Here is a 16,563-nt window from a genome sequence, read left to right as displayed (position 1 = left end):
TTGTTTCGTCAGACTCTACTGCTGCGCCCTATTTAACGCAACAGCTGTTATGTTGTTTTTTACACGTATGCGTCATCACATATGGAACGCTATTCGCCGGCATGAATAAGCCCGGCCGCACCGCTTGAGGACGGTCCGACCGAGCGGGGTCAGCGAGGGTTTCGACCTGAAGGCGTTTCGCTCACGCCATGGCGGGAAAACAGTAACGGCTGGCCGTCACCCAGCATGAGTGCTGCAGTAAGCGAGACGCCGTCGCCGCTAAGCGTCTCGTCGAAGCTGGCGCCGCCGTCCTGGCTGTTAACCAGCAGGCCGTCAAGACCTGCCACCAGTACGTGCGTGCCCTCTGCCTGTATGGCGGTAATCGAGCTACGACTGTTCAGAGGTATGCGCTGCCACGCACTTGCGTCCGGCGTGCCGCGCAACAAGGTACCGCGTTGCCCGCCTACCAGCAGACGGCCATCCGGCAGCACGGCACCACTCCACAGCGAGCCCTGGTAGCCGGTGTCCAGGTAACGCCAGGTCTTGCCCCGGTCATCCGAGCGCAGCAACTTGCCATGCTCGGCGGTGGCATAGACTGCCCCCTGCCCATCGCCGAACAGGCTCAACAGGTTCAGGTCGGCGCGACTGGCACCAGGCTGCGGTTGCAAGGTGCGTTCGGTCCAGGTTACCCCGCCGTCGTCGGTTGTCAGTATCAACGACCACAGCCCTACCGCCACGCCCTGCTGGCGATCGAAGAAGTGCACGGCGAACAGCGGGCGGTCGACATCGCTGTCGATGCGCTGCACCGCCCAGGTTTCTCCGCCATCACTACTGGCCAGGATCGCGCCCCAGTGGCCAACGGCCCAGCCGTTGCTGGTATCGACGAAGCTGACACTGGTCAACGTGCTCGACAAGGGTACGCCGTGGGCCTGCCGGTAGCTGCGCCCATGGTCGTCGGAAAGCAGCACGATGCCATGGTCACCGACGGCCACCACCCGCTCCCCCGCTTTGCCCGCACCCAGCATCATGGCCTGCGGTGCGTTGCTGGCAGGTGCCACCGGCACCGCTTTCAGCCCCGCGGCCCAGGGCGCGACCATTGGCATGGCCGCTAGCAAGGCGATGCCCACGACCCGTTTCAGGTAATGCATGTCATTCTCCTCAATGGGTCAGCGCGCCGACCATGCGTACCGGGCGCTTGCGTGGGAACACCCGTTCCAGCCAGACGGCGAACGCTGGCAGCACCGTCATGGCCATGACCATGTTGACCATGAACATGAAGGCCAGCAGCTTGCCCATGTCAGCCTGGAACTTGAGCTCGGAAAACGACCAGGTAGCCACGCCGACCGCGAGCGTGAGCGCAGTGAAGATGGTCGCGATCCCGACTTCGCGCAGGGCGTAGGCCACCGCGGTGGCGATGGGCTGGCCATGGGCCTGGTGCAGTTGGATGCGGTTGTAGATGTAGAACGCGTAGTCGACACCGATGCCCACCGCAAGGACCATCACCGGCAGGGTGGCGATGGTCAGGCCGATCTGCAGCTCCTTCATGAACCAGTAACCGATGAAGGTGCCGAGGGTCAGCGGCAAACAGCACACCAGCACCGCCCTGAGGTCGCGGTAGACGATCAACACCAACAAGGCGATCGCGGCATAGACATAGAGCAGCATCGGCGTCTCACTCTTCTCGACTTCCTCGTTGATCGCCGCGATCACCCCGGCGTTGCCTGACGCCAGGCGCACGACGATGCCGTCCTGTGGGTAGGCCGTGCGGAAAGTCTTCACTGCATCGATCACGCGGGAGATGGTGGTGGCCTTGTGGTCAGCCAGGTACAGGTGCACCGCGGTCATGCTGCAATCGGTGCGCATCAGGCCAGGCAGGCGCCCCACCTCGGCGGCCAGAGACGAATAGTTCATCGGGTCGATGGGCACCGCGCTCATCTTCGGGTTGCCCTCGTTGTAGCCCTCGTTGAACTGGCGCATCGCTGATGAGAACGACGCCACCGAGAGCACTCCGGGCACCCCTTCCATGGTCCAGACGAAGCGGTCCTGATATTGCCCCAGCGCGGTATCCTCGCAAGCATTGGCGCTGCCATCCGGCCCTGACCGGACCTCGAAGACCACGCTCAGCCAATCGAGGCCGATGTCATAATTGCTGGCGATGGCCACTGCATCGCGATTGAAGCGTGAATCCTCCCGCAGCTCCGGTGCCCCAGCCTGAAGCGAGCCGACCACACGGTCGTGGCTTTGCCACACAGCCATGACGAATACGGCCACGGCAACCACTAGCACCCAGCGGGCGTTGCGCCAGTCCGCCAGCCTCGCCAGGCCCTCCAGCCAGCGCGACCGCCGTTGGCGCGATACTTCCTCGGCAGCGGCATAGCGTGCATCGACCTTCAGCATCGAAGCCACCAACGGCAGCATCACCAGGTTGGTGACGATTTTGTAGGCGACGCCGAGAGAGGCCGTGATCGCCAGTTCGCGGACCATGGGGATCGGGATCAACAGCAGGGTGACGAAGGACACCAAAGCGGTAACCAACGCCAAGGTGCCGGGTATCAGCAGCCCGCGGAAGCTGGAGCGGGCAGCCTGCGCGACTGGCTTGCCATCGGCGATTTCGCGGACGATGTAGTTGATCTGCTGGACACCGTGGGAAACACCAATGGCGAAGACCAGGAACGGCACCAGCACCGCCAGCGGATCGAGGCCATAGCCCAACAGGCGCAAGCTACCGAATTGCCAGACCAGCGAGGTCAACGAGCAACCCAGCGCGAGCAGCGTGAAGCGCACTGAGTGGCAGTACCAGTACACCGCCGCCGCCGTCAGTAGCAAGGCCAGCAAGCAGAACTCCAGCACCGCTGCCGCGCCATCGGCGATATCACCAATCTGCTTGGCGAAACCGATCAGCTGGATCTCGAAGTCGGCATCCTCGAACGGCTCTCGTAATTGCTGCTCCAGCACACGGTTGTAGGCCACATAGTCCAGGCGCTGCCCATTGACATCGTATTCGTTGAGCTCGGCAGTGATCATCGCACTGGTCTGGTCCCTGGAAACCAGGGTACCGATATACCCGCCCTGAGCGGTGGAGTCAGCGATGCGCCCGATGATGGTGGCATCCAGCCGCTCGGGGGTCACAGTTCCCGGCACCAACGGATCGGCACGAAAGCCCTCCTCCGTGATTTCGTTGACGAAGGCGTTCGGCGTCCAGAGGGAGCGCACACTGCTGCGCGAAACGCTGGGCAGGAACGTGACTGCCTGAGTAACATCAGCCAACCGCCGCAAGCCCGCTTCGCTCCATATGCTGCCGTTGCGTGCCTTGACCACGATGGTCAAACGGTTCGCGCCAAGCAGGTCGCCGCGGTATTGCTTGAATGTCTCGACGTACTCATGGCCAATCGGCAACTGCTTCTCGAACCCGGCGTCCATGCGCAGTTGCACGGCGAACCAGGCCATACCCAGGGTGAACAGCGCGAGTATCGCCAGCACCCAGCCGCGGTGCCCGAACAACCAGGCCTCGGTGCACGCCAACGGGCCGCGCGATTGTGTTTCCTTGATCTGAATAGACATGTTCACAGCAGGCCTCACAGGGTGCGCGAAACGACGACACCTACGTAATCGCGATCACGGAACAACTGGTCATAGGGGGTGTCGCCGCCCATGAACTTGGCGTAGTTGAACGACACCTGCCAACTGGCCGGGTTACGCACGAAGTTGAGGTAAAGGTTCATGCTGCTGGCGTCTTCGGTGAAGGTCGCCGAGAGGTTGGGAGTCCGCCCCCCGAGGGAACGCGAATAGAAGATCCCTGGCGTCACCTGCCAGCCTGGAACCAAGGTGCCGTCGTAGGTGAGGCTGAAGTCCAGGTTGATCCCGGATGAGGTCTTGTCACCGCGAGCCTTCGGCGCCGTCGCAGGGTCCAGCTGCCAGGTATTGCCACCGGCGGCGATGATTTCGCCGTCATAGCTGCGGTGCAGCCCCGGGTATTTGATGACCACCAACTCGGTCAGCAACGTGCCTGTGCTGGCGCCGGTGAAATCGAGCAGCGTGGGCGAGTTGGACGGCGTCATGCTGTAAAGCCCGGTGAGGTGCCACTGGAACTTCTTCTCGTCCTTCCAGCACTTGCCGCCATTGTTGCTGCACAAATCCAGCACCGGGTTGAGCGGCACTGCGTCCTTGGGCCGGTAGGACAGCTCGGTACCCACCGCCCAATCGCCGATCGGCATGTTCGCGCTGATGCCGTAGAGCATGCGGTCTTCCGGATACTCCCACTTCTGCGCCACGGCGAAGGTGTCCGGGTCCAGCAGACGCATCGTCAGCGATGGCAGCTTGTCGTGGTAGCGCAATACGTACAAGCCGACGTTCAGGTCGCTGTCCTGGGGCTGCCAGCGTAGCGAAAGGCCCCATTGCCCGCTGTCGCGGGCGTCCTTGTCATCGAACCCGTAGGTCTTCATCCCGCTGCCTAGCGCTGAGGTGTAGGACCAGTAGCTGCCAACCGGTGGCACCTCGCTCTTGTTCCAGGCGAACTGGTAATAGGCCTCGATGTTGACCCCGCTACCGAGGCCCGATGCCAGGCTCAGCATCGGTGCCGGGAGCACCGCTTCCTTCAATTGCACGCCAGGGCGCGACAGCGCCTGGATGTCGTAGGCGTTGGTGTTGTTGATACCGCCGAGCACGAACAGGCTCTCGCCCCAGTTGATCACCTGGTTACCCAGGCGGGCGCGAACCCGCTGCTCACCGACATCGAAGCCCTTGCTCACCCAAAGGTCGAGCAGGCGCGCCTTGAATTCCAGGTCATCGCGGGCGGCACTGGTCAGCCCGTCCTTGCCGACGCCATCAGGGGTGTAGAACGACAAAGCGCCGCTGGTATCGGTGGCTGCAAAATCCCGGATCCAGCTGCCGCGTGCCATGAAAGTAAAGTCTTCCGGCATCTTCAGCAGCAGTTCATGGGTGCCTTTGAGGTAATGGGTAAACAAGTCACCCTTGTCGTAGTTGAGGTCGCCCTGGTCGCCGATACCGGAGGTCTGTGCCAGGCACCCGCTGGGCGGATGATGCCCGCTGGTGCCCTGGTTGATCAGATTGCAACCCTGGGACTCGGTGCGGATACCCATACCGTAGGAAATCGTCGAATCGAACGAGCCCCTGATGGTCTCGGTCTCGAAAGTGAACCCCATTGCCAGGGGAGTCATGCACGCAATAGCAAGGCCTGAAGCTTTTGTGATTGTTGTTTTCATGTCGGCGCTCGAAGTGGGGAAGTTCAACGTTCGCTGATGGCACGCAGGTTGTCCGAGGTGTAGAAGTCACGCTTCAGACGTGGGTTGCCGGCATCCTCGGTGAGCCAGCGATGGTCTTTCTTGCCGACGCCGATGGAGGTCATGTCATAGAGGTAGCGACCGTCGACCAGGTTGTACTGGACCTGGGCTTCCATATCGCAGGTGCCGGTCTCGTAGACGGGGATGGGGTAGCCCTCGCGGACTTTCCAGATCTGCCCCTGCTTGTCGTAGTCGACCGCTACCAGGCCGTTCCAGCTGTCCTCGTCGATATAGAACATACGCTTGGGCGCCTGGTGGCGCATGCCTTGGCGTACGGTCGCCTCGACCACCCAGACCCGGTGCAGCTCATAGCGGCGATACTGTGGCGCAAAGGCGTTCTGCTGCGCGACATCCTCGATACGGGCGGAGGCGTCATAAGCACCGAACGAGTTGTAAGGCACCAGAAGCTCCTGCTTGCCGACCAGCTTCCAGTCGAAGCGGTCCATCGGGCCGAAGAAGATGTTCGACTCGTCGATGGTGTACTGGTTATCCAGGCCGATCTGCGGCGAGTCATAGGAATAGGACGGCATGCGACGCACCCGGCGCTGGCCGGGGAAGTAGTAGAAGGTGCTCGCCTGCTCGCCGGCCTTGGTCGTGACCACCCCGGCCTGGCCAGCCAGTGCAGCCGGCTCGTTGTAGGAGAAGTAAGTGGCAACCTCGAGCCGGTCGAACGAGGAGAACAGCGCACTGCCCTTCTGCCCCCACGGCGTGTACATGAACCAGTCGGTCGAGGTCTGCAACCAGCTCCCGCCACCGGGACGCGGTGAAATGCCGGACACCGTCTTGGCCATGTCGAAGCCTACGCCGCGGTAGCGCATCTTCATGTTCCACATGACCTCGGCGCCCGTGGTCGGCATGGGGAATGGAATGCCGGGAACATGAGCGTCCTGCAACGCAACCCCGTCGGCGTCGAGCGTGGCGAAGCCGACATTCTTGCGCGTATTGTCGACGACGAAGTCCGGTGCACCACAGGTGCGTCGGGTCGGGTAGACATCCATGCGGTAATCGGGAATTTTCTTGAACAGCTCCAGTTGCCCGGGAGAAAGCTGCTTGGCGTACTGCGCGACGTTGGCTGCGGTGATGCTATAGAGCGGCTTGTCGTCCTTGAACTTCCAGGATTGCCCACGCACCTGCCCATAACTCCAGCCTGTATCCTGCTTGCCAGGCGTCGCCCAGGCAGGAATCACGCCATCGGCGCTGGCGGCAACCTCAGCGCCCAAGGGGGTCAGTTTTGTTCCCAATTGCGAAGCATCGTTCTGCGCAGCCTGCACTGCGCCGCAAGCGGCCAGCGCCGCAAGCGCCAGGGCCAATGACCGCCCTCTGCAACCAATGGAAGGTCCAACATCAAGGCGCTGAATCACATCTTTCATGCGAAGTTCCTCACGAGCTCTTGGCGACCGTTCGGCGTGCCTCGTTCGAGGCAGCGCTGACGGCTGGGTTTGTTTCGAAAGCATGGTCAGATGACGACCACGCAATGGTAAAAAGCAATTTACTTGCCAATATTTTTTTACTTTTGTTTTCAATTACTTATATTTTTTATAACGACTGATATGTGCTACCTGGCGACTCAGATGCCCTCCTCTGCAGCACGCAGGACGGCGATATGTGCAATTACGGAACACTTGTTACTTTAAATCAATGGGAGAGGACTCCGCCCGCTGCCCCAGGGCGAGTCCGAGCCGGGGCAGGCAGGCGTTATCGAGGAAAGAAGAAAGGCGGATGCCCGCAATGGACGCTGAAGTACGTAGACAGGCTGTGGTCAAGGCAATGTTGAATGAAGCTGTTGCCCTAATGGCGAAAGACATCGCCGATGCCGGCAACGGGATGAATGTGAGGGGTAATGCCTGGGCTTGCATTGGCGCGCACAGTCGACAGGTAAACACTGCCTGCACCCAGCACAACGAACACAATGACGATAAGCATTCGAGTCATGACGATCTCCGTAATCGGCGCTTCGCCGCAGCAGAGTTTGTTTTTGTTGGTGCGTCCTCTCCGAGTCTGACGGTCAGCTTGCTCGAGTGCTTCACATATCGCGCCACTAAACAGGCTTTTCATGACAGCCTGGAAAGCCATGTTCCAGGGTGCAGGACAGCTGTTACGATGACTCATCACTACCCCGGGCACTGCATGCGCACTGCCAGACCAGAACCTTCGATATGACTTCTTTCGTCCTCGACATCGCCCTGCTCGGTTTCGACGAGTTTTCGACACGCCAGGGCCTGGATGCCCGCACACTGCTTGAAGAGGCAGGCGTGATGGAAGGCCGGACCGACCTGCCGCTGAGCGGCGAGCGCTTTGCCGCCCTCCTGGAGCTGGCGTCGCGCAAGTCCGGCAATGCGCTGTTCGGCCTGCAGCTTGGCTTGCAGCAAGGGCTTTCAGCGCTGGGCACGCTGCACTATGTGATAAGCAGCGCTCATACGGTCGGCGATGCGTTGCAGGCTTTGATCCGCTATTTCCCTACCCACAGCAACGGCGCAGAGCTAAGACTTGAGCAACGGGGTAACCAGGCCTGGCTGCTCTATGATGTGATAGACGCAAACGTGTCAGTTACCCGGCAGACCGTCGAGCTTGCCATGGCGCTCGGCACCAAGATCATGGAGAGCCTTATGGGGCGGGCCTGGAAACCCCAGGAGCTTCTGCTTCGCCACGCTGCCGGCGCCCGTCTGAACACATACCGAGCCTTGCTGGACATTACTCCGCGCTTCGACAGTGCGGTCAATGCCTGGGTATTCGATCGCGCCCTGCTGACCCATGCGCTCGGTGAGCGTGATGCTGGCCTGCAGGTGTTGATGAAAAACCATTATGACGAGCTTGCGTACCTCACCCTGCGCGAGCTACCCGCCCACGTACAACGGCTAATGCGGCACGGCCTTTGCGATGGCCAAGCCAGCGTTGAACACATAGCCGGGCAGCTTGCGCTCAGCCCGCGGACTCTGCAGCGTTACCTGCAAGCCGAGGGCACCCACTTCCAGGCATTGCTGGACGACACCCGGCAGGCCATGGCCAAGCGTTATCTCTGTGATTCCACCGTGAACCTGACACAGCTTTCCGCGCTGCTTGGCTATACCAGCCTGGGGGCATTTTCCCGCGCGTTTACACGCTGGAACGGCATCAGCCCGCAGAAATGGCGGCAACATCATCGCACAGGGCAACTGCCTGCACCGGAAACCCACGAGGTGTCGCCGCCATGAAAGCGGTATCCGCCGCGGCCAGCGAGCGTAGCACGACCACTGGCTCGTTCATCCGTGCGCTGGCGCTCAGCAAATTTACCGAATTCGCCAGCAATGAAGGGCTCAGGCCAACGGCAATGCTCCGGCTGGTGGCTTTGCCTGTGGACGTGGAACAATTCCCCCAGCAGATACTTGCCTACCAACGCTACTGCGGGTTGCTGGATCTGTGCGCACAACATGCCGAGCAGCCGCTGTTCGGTTTGCGGTTCGGGATGCACCAAGGGCTAGCAGTATTCGGTGACATGCTATATCTAGTCGGCAGCACCCGATCGGTAGGCGAAGCACTGCTGGAGCTCAAGGACAACTATGCAGTCTTCAATGGTGCGGTCAGCATGCAGCTCATACCTACACGCGATCAGGTCTGCCTTGAGTTTACAACGCCTCGGCAGTACGGCCCCGGGCAGTTCCAGGCCGCAGAGCTGATGTGTGCCGTGGCTCTGAAACTGTTGCGTGCGATGATCGGTGACGAATGGCAACCTGATCATGTGGCCTTTACCCACGCGCCACTTGGCAACGAGCTGGACTACAGGAGCATCCTTGGCTCACCTCCGATGTTTTCCTCGGCGTTTACAGGCATGGTCTTTCCACGGGATGTCCTGTCGTTGCCACTGAACGCCAAGGACACAACATTGCACCAGCTGCTGGAAACGCACATAGGCCGGATGGAGCGGTTGTCCAGCGCGGCACTCCCTGGATCCATCAAGCAACTGCTTCGCCACCTGCTTCCCAGCGGCCGTGCAACAGTGGACAAAGCCGCCAGCTGGATGGTCGTGAATCCACGGTCGTTGCAACGCCAACTCTTCGCCGAGGGCACGTCATTCCAGCAGCTTCTGGACGAAGTGCGCCAGGAATCAGCCCAGCACTACCTGCAGGATACTGCCATCAGCATGAGCAGGCTGGCGAAGCTTCTGGGATATGCAGACTCGAGCGGCTTCAGCCGCGCCTTTCATCGCTGGTTTGGCCTCACCCCGCTCCAATGGCAACGAAGAACCGGGCTGACCAGGCAACCCCGCTTGCTCCGAGGGCGAAAAAACTACAACGGCCCTGCCGAGTGAAGACGGCCTGGCAACATTGTTGCCAGGCGCATGGCTCAAAACTGCGAACTGTCCAGCAAATACAGCGATTCACTCCCGGCTTTCACCGAGGCTATCAATGAATGGATCCGAGGTAGGAGACGGGCGAAGTAGAAGCGCGCGGTACCCAGCTTGCTGGCGTAGAAGTCGTCTTGACCTGCTTTGGGCAGCGCCGCATGAGCCATTCGCGCCCACATATAGGCGTAGACGGTGTATCCGAAGACATGCAGATACTCGACCGAGGCAGCACCCACTTCGTTGGGATCGCCCTTGGCGCGGTCCAGGATCCAGGCCGTCAATTCCTCAAGATTGAGGACCGCAGCTTTCAATGGTGCGGTAAATTCGGCCAGTGTTGCTGGCGCCGAATGGATGAAACCCAGCACCTCGTCGATCAAGGTTTTCGCGGAGGCGCCACCCGTTCCCAGGACCTTGCGGCCGAGCAGATCCAGCGCCTGAATACCATTGGTACCCTCATAGATCTGGGTGATACGGCAGTCACGCACCAATTGTTCCTGGCCCCATTCGCGAATATAACCATGCCCGCCAAACACCTGTTGCCCGTGTAACGTGGCTTCCAACCCCATATCGGTCAGGAACGCCTTGGCGACTGGCGTCAGCAATGCGACAAGTTCTTCTGCGCGCTTGCGCACCTCGGCGTCTTCGCTGTACCTGGACGTGTCCAGTTGCATGGCGACATAGCTGGAGAATGCACGCCCGCCTTCGTTCAAGGCTTTCATGGTGAGCAGCATGCGACGTACATCGGCGTGGACGATAATCGGATCGGCAATCTGCTGCCCATCGGCAGGTCCACTCGATGCCCGTCCCTGGACGCGGTCACGGGCATAGCTGATCGCACTCTGATAAGAACGCTCGCCGGTAGCCAACCCTTGCACGCCCACTCCCAGCCGTTCGTAGTTCATCATGGTGAACATCGCAGCCAGGCCTTTGTTCGGCTCGCCGACCAACCACCCCACGGCACCATCGAAGTTCATCACACAGGTCGCTGACGCCTTTATGCCCATCTTGTGTTCAAGGGATCCGCAGCTCAGGCTGTTCTTCTCGGCCAATGTGCCGTCGTCATTGCTCAACACCTTGGGTACCAGGAACAGCGAGATACCCTTGGGACCGGCAGGGGCGTCAGGCAGCCGAGCCAATACCAGGTGCACGATATTTTCGGTCAGGTCGTGCTCACCGCCGGTGATGAAGATCTTGGTGCCGCTTATAGCGTAGCTGCCATCCGCTTGCGGCTCGGCACGAGTACGGATGATGCCCAGGTCAGTCCCGGCATGCGGTTCGGTCAGGCACATGGTGCCTGTCCACTCACCGCTGTACATCCTCGATAGATACTGGCCCTTTAGCGTTTCGCTCGCATGCGCATTGATTGCCATACAGGCGCCAGCGGTGAGCATGGGGTACAGACCAAATGACAGGTTGGCCGCATTGACGATTTCATCGACCAGTGTCGAGAGCATCTTCGGCATCCCCATCCCGCCATGGCTGGCATCGCCGGCAACCCCGCCCCATCCGCCCTCGGAAAAAGCCTTGTAGGCCTCCACAAACCCTTGAGGTGTCGTTACCCGCCCGTCTTGCCACTGACAACCTTGCTCATCACCGGGACGATTCAGCGGTGCCAGTACCTCGGCTGCGAGCTTGCCTGCCTCGTTCAGGATCGCATCGGCTGTTTCCGAGTCGATAAAGTCGTGCAGAGCAGGAAACTGACCCCAAAGTTTACTGGCCTCGAATACTTCATTGAGGATGAATTGCATATCCCGCAGGGGGGCTTGGTAATCAGACATGGCATTTCTCGAAAATGAGTTGGGTGATGCGCATCCCGGGATGCGAAGTGCACACAGGGCAAGCGGATTACTGCTATTGCTGGTACGGGCACCAATTAAAACAACCATCGTTATGCTAATTCGTGAAATTGCTCGTTGGCAATGCCCTTTCGGCTGTGCTGTGGCTGCCCCCATTGGTATGCCGGCTTACCGCACTGGCGAGTAGAAACCCGCTGGCGCTTGGCTGAGAACGGCAATGCGTGCCCAGATTCAGGTTCGCATCACCCAGAAAATCGATAACAAGAAAGCCCCAAGGTGCTTGAACACCTTGAGCGTACATTCATGAATTGCACATTTTCTGGCGCGATCTGTTAAGTCTCTGATGCTCGGAGTCTTTAGACTTCCAATCACCTACAACAAAAACCGGCAACCAGCCAATCGCTGGACTCGGAGAGATTCATGCGCCGAATTGCGTTCATCGGCACGGTCACGCTTTTGCTCACAGGCACGTTGTATGCGGCAGAGCAAATCGTGCAGACCAGCCCCCTTTACCCTTGGCCTGTCTACCTGATGTCCAGCTTCGCGGACATCCTCAAGCCCCTGCGCGATGCATTGGCAATCTAATGCTGATTTGCCCACATCCTTCATCCGACAAGCACGATTTCCAATCGTCGAAGCCCAGTACTTTGAGTTCGGTAATGCATTGGCGCATGAACCCTGCTCGCATCCAAGCCCCTTCAACGCAATACGCCCCCGCGTCCTATCGAGGAATACAGCATGCACTTTGAATACAGCCCTAAAGTTCGAGACCTTCTCGGGCGGCTTGAGCGTTTCATGGAAGATCACGTATACCCGGCCGAGCACGAGTACCACGACTTCATCGAGCACTCCGACAACCGTTGGGTGATTCCTCCGGTGATGCAGCAACTCAAGGCGCGTGCGCGGAGCGAAGGCCTGTGGAACCTGTTTCTGGCGAAGTTCGACGACTACGGCTCGGGCCTGACCAACCTGGAATATGCGCCGCTGGCCGAGGTCATGGGCCGCTCGTTCATCGGCCCGGAAGTGTTCAACTGCAATGCGCCGGATACTGGCAACATGGAACTGCTGGCACGCTATGGCAGCGAAGCGCAGAAACAACAGTGGCTGCTGCCGCTGCTCAACGGTGAAATCCGCTCAGCGTTCGCCATGACGGAACCCGCGGTCGCTTCCTCCGATGCCACCAATATCGAATGCCGCATCGAACGGGACGGTGACGACTACGTGATCAACGGGCACAAATGGTGGACCACCGGCGCACCCGATCCGCGTTGCGCGTTCCTGATCGTGATGGGCAAGACCGATCCCGCTGCCCCACCTCATCACCAGCAGACGCAGGTGATCGTGCCGATGGATACCCCCGGCCTCAAGCTACTTCGCCCCCTGCGCGTGTTCGGTGACGATGATGCCCCGCACGGGCATGCCGAGATCCTGTTCGAGAATGTGCGCGTTCCGGTTGGCAACCGGATCGGCGACGAAGGGCAAGGTTTCGAAATTGCGCAAAGCCGGCTGGGTCCAGGCCGGATTCATCATTGCATGCGCCTGATCGGATCCGCTCAACGTGCATTGGAATTGATGTGCGCCCGAGTCGAGCACCGGGTAGCGTTCGGCAGGAAGCTCTCCGAGCAAGGTTCGATACGCGAAGACATCGCGCGCTCGCTGTGCGAAATCGAGCAGGCACGCCTGTTGACCTTGAAGGCTGCCGACAAGATGGACCGCACCAGCTACAAGGACGCGCGGGACCTTATCGCGATGATCAAGATCGTTGCCCCGACCATGGCGCAGCAGGTCATTGACCGCGCCATCCAGGCCCACGGTGCGCTGGGCCTGTGCCAGGACAGCTTCCTGCCGCGCGCCTTTGCCAATGCTCGGGCCATTCGCCTGGCCGATGGCCCCGATCAGGTGCACATGGCCTCCCTGGGCAAAGCGGTGATCAAACGCTACACAGCTTGAGGAACGACCACATGACCCACATTGAAAACCTCGACAGCGAGCGCCTTGGCGCCTACCTGGAAGCCGTTCTGCCCGGTTTCAACGGACCTGTAGCGTTGGAGAAGTTCGCTGGCGGGCAGTCGAACCCGACATACCGGCTACGCGCCGGCGGGGCCGATTACGTGTTACGCAGCAAACCAAGGGGCGCACTGCTGAAGTCCGCTCACGCGATCGACCGTGAGTTTCGCGTCATGCAAGCCCTGCGCAACACCGAGGTTCCGGTAGCCCACCCGTATCACCTCTGCGAGGATGCCAGCATCATCGGCAGTGACTTCTACCTCATGTCCTTCGTGGAGGGGCGGATTTTCTGGGACCCTGCACTGCCCGAGATACAGCAAGCCCACCGCGCTGCCTATTACGACGAAATGAACCGCGTACTCGCAGCTATGCACCGCCTGGACGTCGAAGCCATCGGCCTCGGCGATTATGGTCGAGCGGGTAACTATTTCGAGCGGCAACTCGTGCGCTGGACCCAGCAATACCAGGCCAGCGAAACCGATATCAACCCTGCGATGAACCAGCTCATCGAGCGGCTACCGGGGCTGCTGCCACCAGACGACGGACGCGTCAGCCTGGTCCATGGCGACTATCGCCTGGACAACTTCCTGTTCCACCCTACCGAACCGCGCATCCTCGCGGTAGTCGACTGGGAACTGTCCACTCTAGGCCATCCCTTCGCCGACCTGGCCTATCAATGCATGCAGTGGCGCATGCCGAATGACGGCCTGATCCGAGGGTTGGGCGGCCTCGACCGCCACGCATTGGGCATACCAGACGAAGATACCTATGTCGCCGACTATTGCGCGCGCATGGGACTGGAAAAGATCGAAAACTGGAACTTCTACCTGGCATTCAGTTTTTTCCGGCTTGCGGCGATCGCCCAAGGTGTAAAAAAACGCGCCCTAGAAGGCAACGCTTCCAATACGCGGGCGCACGAAACGGGTGAGCTGGCCCGGCCGCTCTCGCAAATGGGGTTGGACCTCATTGCCCCTGGGAACTGAAATTTCAGTTGTTTGGAGAAGCTACGATGGTTAATGAACGTTTTTCGCTGGCCGGCAAAGTTGCTCTCGTCACCGGGGCTTCGAGCGGTATCGGTTATTGTCTTGCCCGCGGCCTGGCGCAGGCTGGCGCCACGATCGTGGCTTCGGCTCGCCGGCTCGACAGGATCGAGGCGCTGGTGCACGACATCCTCAACAGTGGTGGCAAGGCCATCGCTGTCGCCATGGATGTGACCTCCAGTGACAGCGTACGTGCCGCGTTCGACGCTGCGGCGGCCCAGGTCGGCTTGTGCGACATCATTATCAACAATGCCGGTATCGCGGCCCCTGCCCCCTTCCTGGAGACCGACGAAATCTCGATGGATGCGGTGCTGGATACCAACTTCAAGGGGATCTGGCGTGTGTCCCAGGAGGCCGCACGTCGGCTTGCCGAGGCAAAGCGCCCGGGAGCGATCATCAACATCGCCTCGATACTCGGCCTTGGGGTACAGCCCGGTTACAGTGTTTATGCAGCGTCCAAGGGCGCAGTAGTCCAGTTGACCCGGGCACTTGCCAATGACTTGATGCGCTATGGAATCCGGGTCAATGCCATTGCCCCTGGCTGGTTTGAAACGGAAATGAGCCAGGCATTTTTCGCTAGCGAAAAGGGGCAGGCAGCCCTACGCTCAATGCCATCACGACGTTTGGGCCAGCTCGACGAACTAGTTGGACCGGTGATCATGCTCGCTAGCGAGGCGGGCTCCTTCGTCAACGGCGTGGTGCTGCCAGTAGACGGAGCCCATCATACCCGCCTGGCATAACGGTATTGCTGCAAAGCAGGACACAGTGTAGCCAACACTCTGTGTCCACCGGCCGGCCTTCAGAAACTCCGAAAACATTAAGGCGCGATGCCCTGCGGAAATCCGGTAATGGGCATCAAGCCGACCTTCGAGATTCTGCCGTCAGACGCTATCTGAATGGCTCACCCGATGAACCGATCGCTTACCGCTTGTATCTCAGCCCAGGTATATTAGGTCTGATAAGCCACAGGTTATCCGAACCTATTGCAGCGTTGAGCGAGATGAATTTGACAGAGCCGGTACAGATGCCCTCCTCCCGGCCGCTGGTGCTAACAGAGTTGGCCGACAGCACCCGCGCCGCGGCTGAGGCATTCATCGCGGCAGGCACTGCGGCCAATACCGTGCGTAGCTACCAGAGCGCCCTCACCTACTGGTCCGCGTGGTTGCGGTTGCGTTATAGCCGCTCGCTCGGCGACGGCGCGTTGCCACCCGAGGTCGCCGTGCAATTCATCGTCGACCATTTGGCCAGGCCCGATACTTCTGGTAACTGGACACACCTGCTACCGCCGGCCGTCGATGCCGCGTTGGTGGAAGCCAAGATCAAGGGCAAGCCGGGGCCACTGTCGTTCAGCACAGTTAGCCATCGCTTGGCAGTTTTGGCTAAATGGCATCGCCTGCGAAACTGGGATAACCCAAGTGAGGCTCCTGCGGTGAAGACGCTTCTTCGAGAGGCACGCAAGGCCCAGGCGCGCCAAGGCGTATCCGTGCGGAAGAAAACCGCAGTGGTGTTGGAGCCGCTGCAGGCGATGCTCGCTACCTGCACTGACGGCGTGCGTGGCACGCGCGATCGCGCCCTGCTGTTGCTGGCTTGGAGCGGCGGTGGCCGACGCCGCTCGGAAATCGTGGGTTTGCAGATCGGAGACCTGCGCCGTCTGGACGCCGACGTGGGTCGGCAGAACAAGCTGACCTTTTCGTTTTGCTTGTGACTGAACACCACAAATTCTGGAGCGCCTGCTGGCCTTGAAGGATGAGAGAGTGGGTCCAGTGCCTGCCTCTTAGACAAATACACTAAAAATCAATAGGTTACGAAGTTTCGAAATTGCACATGCACTCGAAAGTTTCATAATTAGAGAGGAATCATAGGCAGCAGCAAAATGACCATTATACTGTTTAGCAATAAGAACCGACAATTTTATTCGTGAACGCTCACTGAGCCGCGCTAATTTGTATATAATTAAACTCGGCTTATAATTGGATTGTCGTTTGGATGCTGGGGCGAGGTCGTCTAAGACGATGGATGCATTTAAAATGCTGAGTTTCGAATTTGCGAAGTCGCAAGTTCGTCGGTAATCATTAGAGATGCCGGCGCTCCATGAAGGACAGATTTACTCAGACGAGATC

General features: G+C 59.8%; 12 protein-coding genes and 1 pseudogene. 7 read left to right on the top strand and 6 right to left on the bottom strand.

The features are described from left to right. Nucleotides 1-149: 149 nt before the first annotated feature. The 5 genes from ACK56M_RS13735 to ACK56M_RS13715 all read right to left on the bottom strand — a co-directional run bounded on the left by ACK56M_RS13735 (nt 150) and on the right by ACK56M_RS13715 (nt 7,388). Entirely contained in the window at nt 150-1,127 is a 978-nt protein-coding gene (locus ACK56M_RS13735; protein ID WP_217190413.1) for a WD40/YVTN/BNR-like repeat-containing protein, read from the bottom strand. Nucleotides 1,128-1,137: 10 nt separating this feature from the next. Further along, nucleotides 1,138-3,540 carry an efflux RND transporter permease subunit gene (locus tag ACK56M_RS13730; protein ID WP_061302302.1) on the bottom strand — a complete coding sequence of 801 codons (2,403 nt, stop codon included), beginning with the start codon at nt 3,538-3,540 and terminating at the stop codon, nt 1,138-1,140. Between the two features lie 14 nt (nt 3,541-3,554). Continuing rightward, nucleotides 3,555-5,141, bottom strand: coding sequence for a DUF1302 domain-containing protein (locus ACK56M_RS13725; RefSeq protein ID WP_061302303.1), 1,587 nt, complete (start codon nt 5,139-5,141; stop codon nt 3,555-3,557). An 83-nt stretch (nt 5,142-5,224) separates the two neighbouring features. Beyond that, complete coding sequence (locus ACK56M_RS13720; protein WP_217190417.1) at nt 5,225-6,649, bottom strand: DUF1329 domain-containing protein; 1,425 nt, start codon at nt 6,647-6,649, stop codon at nt 5,225-5,227. Between the two features lie 418 nt (nt 6,650-7,067). Next, nucleotides 7,068-7,388: a hypothetical protein gene (locus ACK56M_RS13715; RefSeq protein ID WP_217190419.1), complete on the bottom strand. Its 321-nt coding sequence runs from the start codon at nt 7,386-7,388 to the stop codon at nt 7,068-7,070. 47 nt (nt 7,389-7,435) lie between these two features. Between ACK56M_RS13715 and ACK56M_RS13710 the strand changes: the two genes are divergently transcribed. Both ACK56M_RS13710 and ACK56M_RS13705 read left to right on the top strand, forming a co-directional pair. Then, a complete protein-coding gene (locus tag ACK56M_RS13710; RefSeq protein WP_236222185.1) occupies nt 7,436-8,470 on the top strand; it encodes an AraC family transcriptional regulator in 1,035 nt (344 codons plus the stop codon). Then, nucleotides 8,467-9,564 carry an AraC family transcriptional regulator ligand-binding domain-containing protein gene (locus tag ACK56M_RS13705; RefSeq protein ID WP_411959543.1) on the top strand — a complete coding sequence of 366 codons (1,098 nt, stop codon included), beginning with the start codon at nt 8,467-8,469 and terminating at the stop codon, nt 9,562-9,564. Before ACK56M_RS13710 ends, ACK56M_RS13705 begins: the two co-directional genes overlap by 4 nt. Nucleotides 9,565-9,599: 35 nt before the next feature. Here the strand turns inward: ACK56M_RS13705 and ACK56M_RS13700 are convergent, their stop codons facing one another. Further along, complete coding sequence (locus ACK56M_RS13700; protein WP_061302308.1) at nt 9,600-11,378, bottom strand: acyl-CoA dehydrogenase C-terminal domain-containing protein; 1,779 nt, start codon at nt 11,376-11,378, stop codon at nt 9,600-9,602. Between the two features lie 438 nt (nt 11,379-11,816). Between ACK56M_RS13700 and ACK56M_RS13695 the strand changes: the two genes are divergently transcribed. The 5 genes and pseudogenes from ACK56M_RS13695 to ACK56M_RS13675 form a co-directional block, all read left to right on the top strand. Beyond that, nucleotides 11,817-11,981, top strand: coding sequence for a hypothetical protein (locus ACK56M_RS13695; RefSeq protein WP_190288806.1), 165 nt, complete (start codon nt 11,817-11,819; stop codon nt 11,979-11,981). Between the two features lie 153 nt (nt 11,982-12,134). Further along, nucleotides 12,135-13,346 (top strand): acyl-CoA dehydrogenase family protein, encoded by a 1,212-nt coding sequence (locus ACK56M_RS13690; protein ID WP_217190423.1) that lies wholly within the window; start codon nt 12,135-12,137, stop codon nt 13,344-13,346. A gap of 11 nt (nt 13,347-13,357) precedes the next feature. Further along, the gene (locus ACK56M_RS13685; protein WP_217190425.1) at nt 13,358-14,386 is read left to right on the top strand and encodes a phosphotransferase; all 1,029 of its coding nucleotides are present in this window, start codon (nt 13,358-13,360) and stop codon (nt 14,384-14,386) included. A 26-nt stretch (nt 14,387-14,412) separates the two neighbouring features. Continuing rightward, a complete protein-coding gene (locus ACK56M_RS13680) occupies nt 14,413-15,183 on the top strand; it encodes an SDR family NAD(P)-dependent oxidoreductase (RefSeq protein WP_217190427.1) in 771 nt (256 codons plus the stop codon). Between the two features lie 284 nt (nt 15,184-15,467). Further along, a pseudogene (locus tag ACK56M_RS13675) lies at nt 15,468-16,106 on the top strand (integrase); the annotation flags it as partial. Between the last annotated feature and the right edge of the window lie 457 nt (nt 16,107-16,563).

Origin of the sequence: Pseudomonas sp. s4, from assembly GCF_046764235.1 — a bacterium.
Taxonomy (GTDB): domain Bacteria; phylum Pseudomonadota; class Gammaproteobacteria; order Pseudomonadales; family Pseudomonadaceae; genus Aquipseudomonas; species Aquipseudomonas asiatica.
The sequence above is the reverse complement of the archived record's forward strand: the minus strand, read 5'-3'. Positions and strand labels throughout refer to the sequence as shown.

Excerpts from the sequence above, each read along its gene's own strand:
- ACK56M_RS13735 (WP_217190413.1), bottom strand. The coding sequence starts at position 1,127 with ATGCATTACCTGAAACGGGTCGTGGGCATCGCCTTGCTAGCGGCCATG.
- ACK56M_RS13730 (WP_061302302.1), bottom strand. The coding sequence starts at position 3,540 with ATGTCTATTCAGATCAAGGAAACACAATCGCGCGGCCCGTTGGCGTGC.
- ACK56M_RS13725 (WP_061302303.1), bottom strand. The coding sequence starts at position 5,141 with ATGGGGTTCACTTTCGAGACCGAGACCATCAGGGGCTCGTTCGATTCG.
- ACK56M_RS13720 (WP_217190417.1), bottom strand. The coding sequence starts at position 6,649 with ATGAAAGATGTGATTCAGCGCCTTGATGTTGGACCTTCCATTGGTTGC.
- ACK56M_RS13715 (WP_217190419.1), bottom strand. The coding sequence starts at position 7,388 with ATGAGTCATCGTAACAGCTGTCCTGCACCCTGGAACATGGCTTTCCAG.
- ACK56M_RS13710 (WP_236222185.1), top strand. The coding sequence starts at position 7,436 with ATGACTTCTTTCGTCCTCGACATCGCCCTGCTCGGTTTCGACGAGTTT.
- ACK56M_RS13705 (WP_411959543.1), top strand. The coding sequence starts at position 8,467 with ATGAAAGCGGTATCCGCCGCGGCCAGCGAGCGTAGCACGACCACTGGC.
- ACK56M_RS13700 (WP_061302308.1), bottom strand. The coding sequence starts at position 11,378 with ATGTCTGATTACCAAGCCCCCCTGCGGGATATGCAATTCATCCTCAAT.
- ACK56M_RS13695 (WP_190288806.1), top strand. The coding sequence starts at position 11,817 with ATGCGCCGAATTGCGTTCATCGGCACGGTCACGCTTTTGCTCACAGGC.
- ACK56M_RS13690 (WP_217190423.1), top strand. The coding sequence starts at position 12,135 with ATGCACTTTGAATACAGCCCTAAAGTTCGAGACCTTCTCGGGCGGCTT.
- ACK56M_RS13685 (WP_217190425.1), top strand. The coding sequence starts at position 13,358 with ATGACCCACATTGAAAACCTCGACAGCGAGCGCCTTGGCGCCTACCTG.
- ACK56M_RS13680 (WP_217190427.1), top strand. The coding sequence starts at position 14,413 with ATGGTTAATGAACGTTTTTCGCTGGCCGGCAAAGTTGCTCTCGTCACC.